Genomic DNA, 9,068 nt, shown 5'->3' with positions numbered 1-9,068 from the left:
TCACGTTGCGGCGATCGGGTCTTGGCGACGGGAAATTCACGCTTATCGCTCACGATGACCTGCAGATTACGTACCGACGCACGATCATTTTCTGCCGCCACACGGCGCTGGTTGAAATAGCGCTGCGTGGCCAGTACGGCGATCAACGCAATCACGGCGATAAAAAACAGTGGCGGTTTGCTCATCTTAATTTCCATTCCCTTTTGGCTGTATCAGCATAACCATAACAACAACTTTCACGTTGAAGCGCCACCCGTTTTAGTCATTTCCTCACCAGACACATTAAGTACGCGTGAGTTTCCAGGGTTTAAAGGTTAGCCACAGCAGTAAGCCTGGTAATTGCAAGGCGATCAGTAAGGCTAGCGACCACTGGTAAGCCACCACTGGGTAGCTACCGTCCACTGTAGTCCAGTTGCCGATCACCGCCCCCACCAACCACTGCACGACAAATGCCAATACAAAGACAACCAGATTAAATGACGCGCTTACCCGACCAGCTAATGCAGGTTCGACGGACTGAGCCACAATGGCATAATTCATGGTAGCTGCTGTACCAAAGAAGCTGAACCCCATGGTGATCACATAAGGTGATACGGAAAGACCGCTTAACATCAGCACCTGAAACAGCACAAAGATCACGACACCGCAGCCACAGATCATAATCGGCTGTACGGCATATTTACGCAGGTAATCCGTCAACCAGCCAAAACTGAGCGATCCGGCAACCATGGCTACCGTACCTAACATCAAAGCATTAGCCATTTGTGCATTGCTCAGACCAGCAACATCATGTAGCCAGGGCCCCATCCAAAGCGCCAGGATCGCCATGTAAGTCGCGTGGGCAAAGACTGAATAGAGTCCTAATCGCCAGAAGGTCCATGAGCGATATAAGCGCCCCACCTCGCGACACATGTCGCTGAAATGCGTATTTTTCGATATAAAGGCGCCACGCACTGAAAAGTGAATCACCGCACTCACCAATACTGTTAACACGGCCAGCAGCAAGAATGCTTCTCGCCAGGTGATCCAAGTTAATGCCGCATGCAGCGGTGCCGTCGAAGCCATAGCTCCCAAACCGCCAACTGAAAGTAGACAAGCGGTACTGAGTGGCAGTCTGTCTACCGGTAACCAGATTGAGCATGCCTTGATGGCACTCATCAGGGAACCAGCAACCCCCAAACCGATCAAGCCACGCCCAATCAACAACCCCGCCTCGCTATGCGACATTGCAAAAATCACTGAGCCGGCAGCGGCTATCAACAGCATCGGGCTTTGCACCGACCGGGGACCATAGCGATCCAGCATCACACCGAGGGGCAATTGGGCAGCGGCGAACGTGAGGAAATAGACCCCGGTTAAAACCCCCAAGCTTTCTGCTGGAAGGTGCAGCTCATTGGCAAGATCGTTATAAATCACGGCGTTCACGGTACGGTACAGGTAGGAGATAAAATGCCCCATACCGAAGGGGATAAAAATCGTCAGGAACAACATGGCGAAGCTTTTTTTCGCTTCCTGTACCGCTACGCTAGAAACCTGTTCATTCTGCATTCTCAGACGCCTCCTGCTTAATGGGGGAGAATGTGGTACGTATCTCGCAACAGACGCGGCCACGAGTATCATTGAGCCAAAGCTCATCAGGTGTCGGCAGCATTTCTGATACGTGAATCACCCGCGCTTTCTTCAACGCCGTCGCCAGCGTGTCTAAAGAAAGCGGATTATCGAAATCGATAAATAAAGGCTTAGGCTCACTGTCACACTTGATAAATACCCAACGCGGCAGTGCCTGTCGCTGCTGCCATTCCTGCCACTGGATAAACGCCATAAACTCATCGGAAACCGCTTCTGGCCATCCACCGGTGTTAAACGCCCAGGTACGTCGCTTGTACAGGGTACGGTTCACACGAATGCGGCGTGGCTCATGGCGTGGCAACATATCTCCCGCCAGTTGAAACAGTAATTGATGCAGAGCAGTGCTGTTGACACAAAGCAAATCCTCGTGAAAAGCACCGTCCATATCCTCCACAGTCAGACGACCTGCCTTGCAATGTAGGCGGGCACGCCCTACAGGATAGTGTTTTTCAGCGGCTACGCTGCCTCCGCAGCCTGGCAATAGCAACTGTGCATAATGGGGTACCAAGGGCCAATCGATATGCGAACGCTGATAACTCTCGGGCGAGTCGGCCAATACCAAGCGCTCCCGGCCCAATAGCGCATTAACCTCCTGTTCAATCTCTGCCGTAAAGGGGCAAAACGGCGCGGCGACCGGTTGGCTCAGCGTATGAACCCCTGGGTGCGTTTCCCCTAGCACCACCAAATATTCTCCCCGATTCAACGCTTCCAGGTCATCTGCAGCCAACATAAAATCCGGTGAGTGGAAGTTTTCACCAAACACCGGAAAATCGGCGGCTGCAGGGCATTGTTGATGCAATGCCGCTAATACCTGTGCTAATTGTTCCGCACTGAGCTGCACTTCTTCTGTACGTACCGCGCTGAGTAACGGCTGCCAGGCTTCATTCAGCATCCCGCGGATCCGTTCGCAAATCTGTTGTTGAATCGTTGCCTGTTGCGGATGCAATTGATGCAGGAACGCCAACAGACTTATGGCTTGCCCATCCTTGCGTGGTGGAATTAGCTGATAAATATCCAACCAGGCCTGATGCAACAAAACACCCGTGGCGCGCGTGAGCCACTGATACAACGACATCAGCGGGGCAAAATCCTCATCAAGTGCCTGTTGCATCGTACGGCTAAACGTCAGAGTACTGGCGCGGGCGCAATCCTCATAAACCGGATAACGCCCGACATACATTTTTCCGCTTTCCCGCACTAACGAAATCCCTGCGTCACTCAGCGCCTGGTTCATTGCCACCAATGCCTGCTGGCGTTGGTGCAAATCGCCGCCGGCATAAGTTTCACGCAGCCCTTCCAAACACCGGAAACACTCGGACCAGTGAGCGATAAAACTTTCAGGCAACGTTGCGGTACGCATTGCCTGTAAGATCGTGGTTAACGCGGCAGGATCACGCGGCGAAATCTGGAAGCCGCGTTGCACAATACCGGCCCCGATCAGGTGTTCAACTACCGGACCAGGGTCGCTATTCAGACGGTGGCGTAACTGTTTTTCACTGACAACCTCCAGCGTCAACGCTTTCAACACCTCCAGAATAGGACCCGCCAGGCGGCGTGATTTATCCAACGGATAGTGCAGTACATCGCCCTGAAGGTAGCAGCCAGGATTCACCGATAGTGGTAAACACGCTGGCTCCGGACACTGTGCGTTTACCTGAGCAACAAGACGCTGTATGACCCAGCTTTCAAAAAAAGTCTCCCGCTGAGAAAGCCAACGACCCGTGCTCCTATTAACATTGGCCAGCATGGTTTGTTGATCATCAAACCGGCCCCAGGCTATCGGGCCAAAAAAGCTGCAGGTATCATTCTTGGTACAAAAACGCTGGGCATAACTCCATCCCAAGCGAATTTTTTGTTTTTTACGGCTGTCATAGGGCGTATGTCGTTCGGTGACCAGTGTATTAATTCGCTGTGCGGCGTCGGGGTTAGAAATGAATATCGCCTCCGACACATCAGCTCGTGACAGAAAATCAATCAACTGCTGACGCACTTGCTCACTAAAAGAAATAAAACCAGAACGCAAAGATGTCTCTTGTTCAATAATCTTCGCGTTGACGCTGTGCCACTCGCCGAGCGGTTGGTGCAAGACATCACGTAATGGTAACGGCAAGTCACTCACACTCACCGCCTGTTGCGCCGCCAGTTTGCGTGCAAACTTGCGACATTGCTCTTCACCGACGATGGCCATCTGTTGCTCAAACGTTTGCAGTAACCGCCCACGCCATTGATACAACTCCATCAGTAAAGTAAAGGCCGGCAGGTTGGAGAATGGCGAAACCTGCATCAGGTGATCAGCCGGGAACCCCGCAGAACGCAACCAGAAATAATCAGCGCACTTCATGCGTTAACTCCCTCAATACCAGTGCATTGGCTGACACCAAACGAGCCAAAAACGGTGCATCGTTTTCATCCAGGGGCGCTCCGTGCACCGGCGGCTGGTTAAACAATGCGGCACAACGGGGGGGTAACAATAGGTACTTATGGCGGCTATTCAAGTCCGGCAACGTTACCAGCAGGTGTTCCTCACCGGATGGCGGCATAACCTGCCCCAACGTTTTTTTATCGCGCAACCACTGCGAAAGTCTAAACTGGCTACAGTACAGGCGAGCCATACCAGTGTGAGCATAGCCCGCAGGGCCCGAGGCAGCAGGCACTCCGTGTTGCAGCGACAGATACAACGACACCACTTGGTATTCCAGACCCATTAAATCCACCAGCGGCGCTGGCCATATCTGGCTTTCCCCATCCGCTATCAACCAATTGAGGATATCCCGACAATAGGTATAAACACGTGGGCCATAATCATGCCATTGATGTGCCTGTAAAAAGTCACGCGACAATTGTGGTATTTCCACCCCACGATTGAGCAGCGCTCGCAACGTCAACGGCGCACCGTTTTCCAGTGCATTAATAAAGGAATTCACCAATCGAAACTGGTAGTTCTCAATAAACCACTTCGCACGATCAATATTTTCAGCATAGGCAGCAATCACCGCCTGTTCTTCCGGCGTAAATGCATCACACGCCTGAGGCTGCCATTGCCCGTCAACCAACTGCTGTTGTAACGCTTCATCACGCAGGATCTTACGCCAGGTATGCCAGGCAATTTTAGCATCCATCGCTTACCACCTCTTGGCCGCTCACCGCCCGCTGCCAAATAGCCTGAGCACGCTTCACGTCTTTGACGATCATCGATTCATCATTAGCGTCCATGACCCGCGTCAACGCGTGGTGCGCCTGCCCCTGATACTCCAGTACGATCGCCGAAGGCAAGGTGCGCGACAGGAGATCCTCATACAGGTCCCATACCGGTTCAGGTACGGCGGCATCGTGCCAATCGTGGTACAGGCCATCCGCCCAACTGCCTCCGGCTAAATGAACCGAAATCACGCGATCCAGCGGTAATGTGTCAAGATAATCAGCCAGATCAAAACCAGGCAGATTGATAGAGTTGGTATAAATATTGTGTAAATCCAGGTGCAGAAAGGTGCCCGAGCGCTGTACTAAACGCGCCAGGAACTCCGCTTCACGCATTTCTGCTCCGGGGCAAGGCAGATAATAAGCGGCATTCTCATGGGCTAGCGGCATACCGTAACGTTGTTGCAATTCGGCGGCGCGATCGGCGCAACGGAGCACTTCTCGCTGCGAAAACTGCAGGGGGCTGCTCCAAATATCCAACCAAGAATCATCACCGTAAAAACAGTGGTTAGCGACCCATGGACTGTTGATCATTTTGGCTAATGGGATATGACGCTGTACCGCAGCAGTACTGTCCAATGGGTTAAAACCGAAGTCGCAACCGTAGTTTGAATGCGCCAGCAGAGTGAAACGTTCGCCAAGTTTTTCCAACGTCGCACGCACTTCCGGACGCATAATATGCGGCCCGTCCATTGGAGCCATAATGTTGTCTAACAGTATTTCCAACAAATCGACGTGCAAGGTTTCAAACGGAAACCAGTCCAGTATTTCTGGGTTATATTGAATACCCACCCCAACCACCGTGGGTTTTGCCATTACTGTCATATCGTCCATCATCCCGTCGGAACAAAACAGCCCTGTTTCCAGGGCGGCGATGTTTATGCAAAGACTTTGCTTTCAATCACTTCGATATCGTCCAGATCAAACTCTTCAAACAAATTATCAACCTGCTCATCCACAGGCTGTTGCTCTACAACATGGTTTTGTTCACTGTCTTTCATTTCAGGTTTCATCAAGTTCTCCTTAGGGCAATAGACGAAAAATCATCATGGCAATCCCGCACCAGGCCAGTACCCAGCCGAATGCAGTAAACAGGCTTACCAACCAGTAGAGACGGCTATCTTTGTCATCTTCAGTGGACTTGCCAGCCAGACGTTGGCGGCAATAACGCAACGCACGCTGCCGCAAACGAGGTTGGTTAAAAAATTCAGTCAGCGCGAGATAAGTGTCACCGTTAAAAATCGGCAACAGCGTAGGAATTAATGACAGACAGGAAGCGACGATCATCACGACCGCCATATCATGGAATGGAGAGCCGGTTCCCGTAATGCCCCATATGGCAATGCCTACAGCCGCATAGTAGAAGCTGGCGGCTGGCCCCATCAGGATCGTGATTGCCCGTTTACCGGGGCTCAGTGCGGACCATGTTCGTTGTTCTGGCCTAACCCAGCCCGTTGCCAACAACGTATACACGCCGATGCCAAAATCGGTAACGCGCACGCGATAATGCCGACAACTCAACGCATGTCCTAATTCATGAATGGCGATAGAACTCAATATTACCGGGTAGTGCCAGGCCAACCATGACCAGCTTTGGGTGTAGGTTGCCATGACGTCCTGGCTAAACTGAGACCATTGACTAAACAAAAAACCTAAAGCCACACCTACCGCCACCAGCAACAGCGCGTTAAACAATGAGGAACATAACCATGGTGCCCGGCTATAGAGACGATCCAAGCCGCTTTGCGGGTTCATTTTTACCAAATTGATCAGCAAAAAACGCTTTAGCGGACCATAGGTAATGCCAGTGGCAGGGTCGCGTTTGAGGCCACCACTTTGACCGCTATGCGTCAATAAGCCCAATTGCAACAAACGGGTTTGAAAAGCGGCCAGCTTTGGCAAGGCGATAGTCGCCTGCAGATGCTCCTGCGCGACCCGTTGTACCTGCTCTACAGTTCGTTCACCGTTAAACAGCCGAGCTAGCGCAAGTTCAGTTTTTCCTAGTTCATAAGCGATGTCATTTTGGGGGTCATAAATACGGAATTTAGGTTTTTCAGCGCCCGCTACTGGTTCACAAATCAGTTCATCACGATATCGACAAGGAGGGATACTTGCTGCTATCGGTATTACGCTATCGCTCATGCCGCCCCCGCAGTTTCAAACCAGGGCCGATAGAACTGGTGCAGCTGATCACGCCCAGCAGCACAAACAGCAGAAAATGCTGAAGTATCCACACTACCGAACCGGCCCAACACAAAAACAGCCCCCGGCCTTGTCGGCCCACATAACGGCGTTTCTGTGGTTAAGATCGGCGTCCAACCATGTTTGAGCATCAGCAGTTCAATGCTATGCGGTGTCAGAAAACGCCGATGGTTATGTGTCAGATACCCCTGCTGCATACCATAGCCCAACGCCCGACCTTCGATTAACAGCAGCCCTTGCGTTGACGCCATGGCCTGACATTTTTCCATTACCCTGTTGACGTCATAGACGTGCTCAAGCGAGCCGTTAATGATGATCAGATCTGCTTGCTCATCTGCAGTCATTTCTTCCGCGCTGACCGTATCGATATTCAATCCTAACGTTTTGCCATACTGGGCATATGCACTATCCGGATCGTTTCCCTTTACTTGCCAGCCTCGTTTGGCGAATGGAATCATTAATCCACCAGCAGAACACCCCACATCGATCAGACGCCCCTGCTCAGGCAACCATTGGCTCAGACTTTTATAGAGATAATCACCCCGTTTGATTTGATCGAGGAAAAAGCTTTTATCTGGCGTACCATCGCCAAATAAATTCAAACGATAAAACTTATCGTAATAGTCTTGATAAAACTGAGCGTCGAAACGATATGCTTGATAAATATGTCCGCACTGAGTGCAGCCAGCGACTGGCAATGCTACGGCGTTTTCTTGCGGCCCACGAATATGCGTCAGTAAAGTCAAACAAGCCGCCGAGTTGCAGATTTCACACACAACGTGCGTTGCCTGATAGTCTTGTTGCATATGTAATAAGCTCAGGTAATGCCGCACGGATTTTATATCCATTTTCTATCCCATCACTTAATACAGAAGAATCCTTCGAAACAGATATGTTTAAAAATGGTCATCACATCCACAAACCCGGCGCGATTAAGCATATCTTGGTTTCCTAACGTGGAAAACGGCTCGAGCACGCCCTTCAGGGAACGCGATTTAGCCAAGATCTCATGAGCGGAATATCCCTGCTCAACCTTGTAATCAACATACAAACTGCTGATGATGTCTTGAAAACGAGCATCGGGGCCACGAACCTTCTCAAATAGCACGAAGGCGCCGCCCCAATTGAGGCTTTGATAAATACGATCAAACAATTGCTGGCGAACACGAGGAGGAATAAACTGCACAGTGTAATAAGCGACAATAAAATCGCTTTTTTCATACGGGAAATTCAAAATATCGTCCGTAAGGAATGTCACATTTTTATTCGCCGCTTGTTCGGCAAGCAGAATATTGGCCTGTTGCGTCATGGCCTCTTCAATATCAATACCAATAAATTTAGCACCCTGAGGATGCCGTTTAGCCATCTTGCGCGTTAACGCCCCTGTTGAGCTTCCCAGTTCATAAACGACGGAGTTTTTATTGATAAAGAAATCGCTGAGTGAAAGAATAATATCGTGCCCATCATGATATTTTGGCACTGACTTCGACACATGAGAGTCAAAGTTCTTTGGGGTATTACCGCCAAAACTCCATGCTGCATTTAAAGAATCAATTCCATCCCCAACGCTGTCCAAAGACGACTCGGTCACACTGTCCATACTCGCCATGACGCCCCATAAAGAATGTTAATGAAGTATTAAAAATGTAAATACTATTTATCAATTTAATAAATCTTAAGCAACAATCACGTTTGATTTATTTTTTTGTTTTAGTTCCAAACACCTCCGAACCGCTCCACGAGCACCGTCATCATTGATATATTCCATTTTCTTATGATTAAACGGCATCATCTGAGCCATCGTTATAAAGCAGGGCGTTTCAAGAGGACAAATGCGCACAATAAGCCCCATTTTCGTGATGTCGGTTCGTTATAGATCATTCTTGATCACGCCAGATGGGTTACAGTTCATACGCAAGAAAGCATTGTCGATTACAGCCGTGCTGCCTACACTGCAATCAGGAAGTGACACTGGTGACAATTTGGAGCCGGATGCTGTGGCTCCCATAATGAATAAGGAAGACATAATGAGTTGGCCG

General features: G+C 50.3%; 9 protein-coding genes and 1 pseudogene. 1 reads left to right on the top strand and 9 read right to left on the bottom strand.

Features of this window, described 5'->3' with window-relative positions; genetic code table 11:
• From VGM55_RS12745 to VGM55_RS12705, 9 genes and pseudogenes are all read right to left on the bottom strand, one after another.
• A pseudogene (locus VGM55_RS12745) lies at positions 1-185 on the bottom strand (DUF2500 domain-containing protein); the annotation flags it as partial.
• 97 nt (positions 186-282) lie between these two features.
• Positions 283-1,548: an MFS transporter gene (locus VGM55_RS12740; protein WP_331635659.1), complete on the bottom strand. Its 1,266-nt coding sequence runs from the start codon at positions 1,546-1,548 to the stop codon at positions 283-285.
• A complete protein-coding gene (locus VGM55_RS12735; RefSeq protein WP_331635658.1) occupies positions 1,538-3,970 on the bottom strand; it encodes a lantibiotic dehydratase in 2,433 nt (810 codons plus the stop codon). The genes VGM55_RS12740 and VGM55_RS12735 overlap by 11 nt, the downstream gene beginning before the upstream one ends.
• Positions 3,957-4,748, bottom strand: a complete 792-nt coding sequence (locus VGM55_RS12730) for a hypothetical protein (RefSeq protein WP_331635657.1) — start codon at positions 4,746-4,748, stop codon at positions 3,957-3,959. Before VGM55_RS12730 ends, VGM55_RS12735 begins: the two co-directional genes overlap by 14 nt.
• On the bottom strand, positions 4,738-5,652 hold the full coding sequence (locus tag VGM55_RS12725; protein ID WP_331635655.1) for a DUF692 domain-containing protein: 915 nt from the start codon (positions 5,650-5,652) through the stop codon (positions 4,738-4,740). Before VGM55_RS12725 ends, VGM55_RS12730 begins: the two co-directional genes overlap by 11 nt.
• 53 nt (positions 5,653-5,705) lie before the next feature.
• A complete protein-coding gene (locus VGM55_RS12720) occupies positions 5,706-5,840 on the bottom strand; it encodes a TglA family RiPP precursor (RefSeq protein WP_227021841.1) in 135 nt (44 codons plus the stop codon).
• A 10-nt stretch (positions 5,841-5,850) separates the two neighbouring features.
• Positions 5,851-6,969 (bottom strand): site-2 protease family protein, encoded by a 1,119-nt coding sequence (locus VGM55_RS12715; protein ID WP_186336825.1) that lies wholly within the window; start codon positions 6,967-6,969, stop codon positions 5,851-5,853.
• Positions 6,966-7,877: a class I SAM-dependent methyltransferase gene (locus tag VGM55_RS12710; RefSeq protein ID WP_037423449.1), complete on the bottom strand. Its 912-nt coding sequence runs from the start codon at positions 7,875-7,877 to the stop codon at positions 6,966-6,968. Before VGM55_RS12710 ends, VGM55_RS12715 begins: the two co-directional genes overlap by 4 nt.
• Positions 7,878-7,888: 11 nt before the next feature.
• Positions 7,889-8,638, bottom strand: coding sequence for a methyltransferase domain-containing protein (locus VGM55_RS12705; protein WP_331635654.1), 750 nt, complete (start codon positions 8,636-8,638; stop codon positions 7,889-7,891).
• A gap of 223 nt (positions 8,639-8,861) precedes the next feature.
• Between VGM55_RS12705 and VGM55_RS12700 the strand changes: the two genes are divergently transcribed.
• On the top strand, positions 8,862-9,068 hold a 207-nt coding region (locus VGM55_RS12700), incomplete at its 3' end, for a hypothetical protein (protein WP_331635653.1).

It is taken from the genome of Cedecea sp., from assembly GCF_036500665.1.
In the GTDB taxonomy this organism is placed as follows: Bacteria; Pseudomonadota; Gammaproteobacteria; order Enterobacterales; family Enterobacteriaceae; genus Cedecea.
The sequence above is the reverse complement of the archived record's forward strand: the minus strand, read 5'-3'. Positions and strand labels throughout refer to the sequence as shown.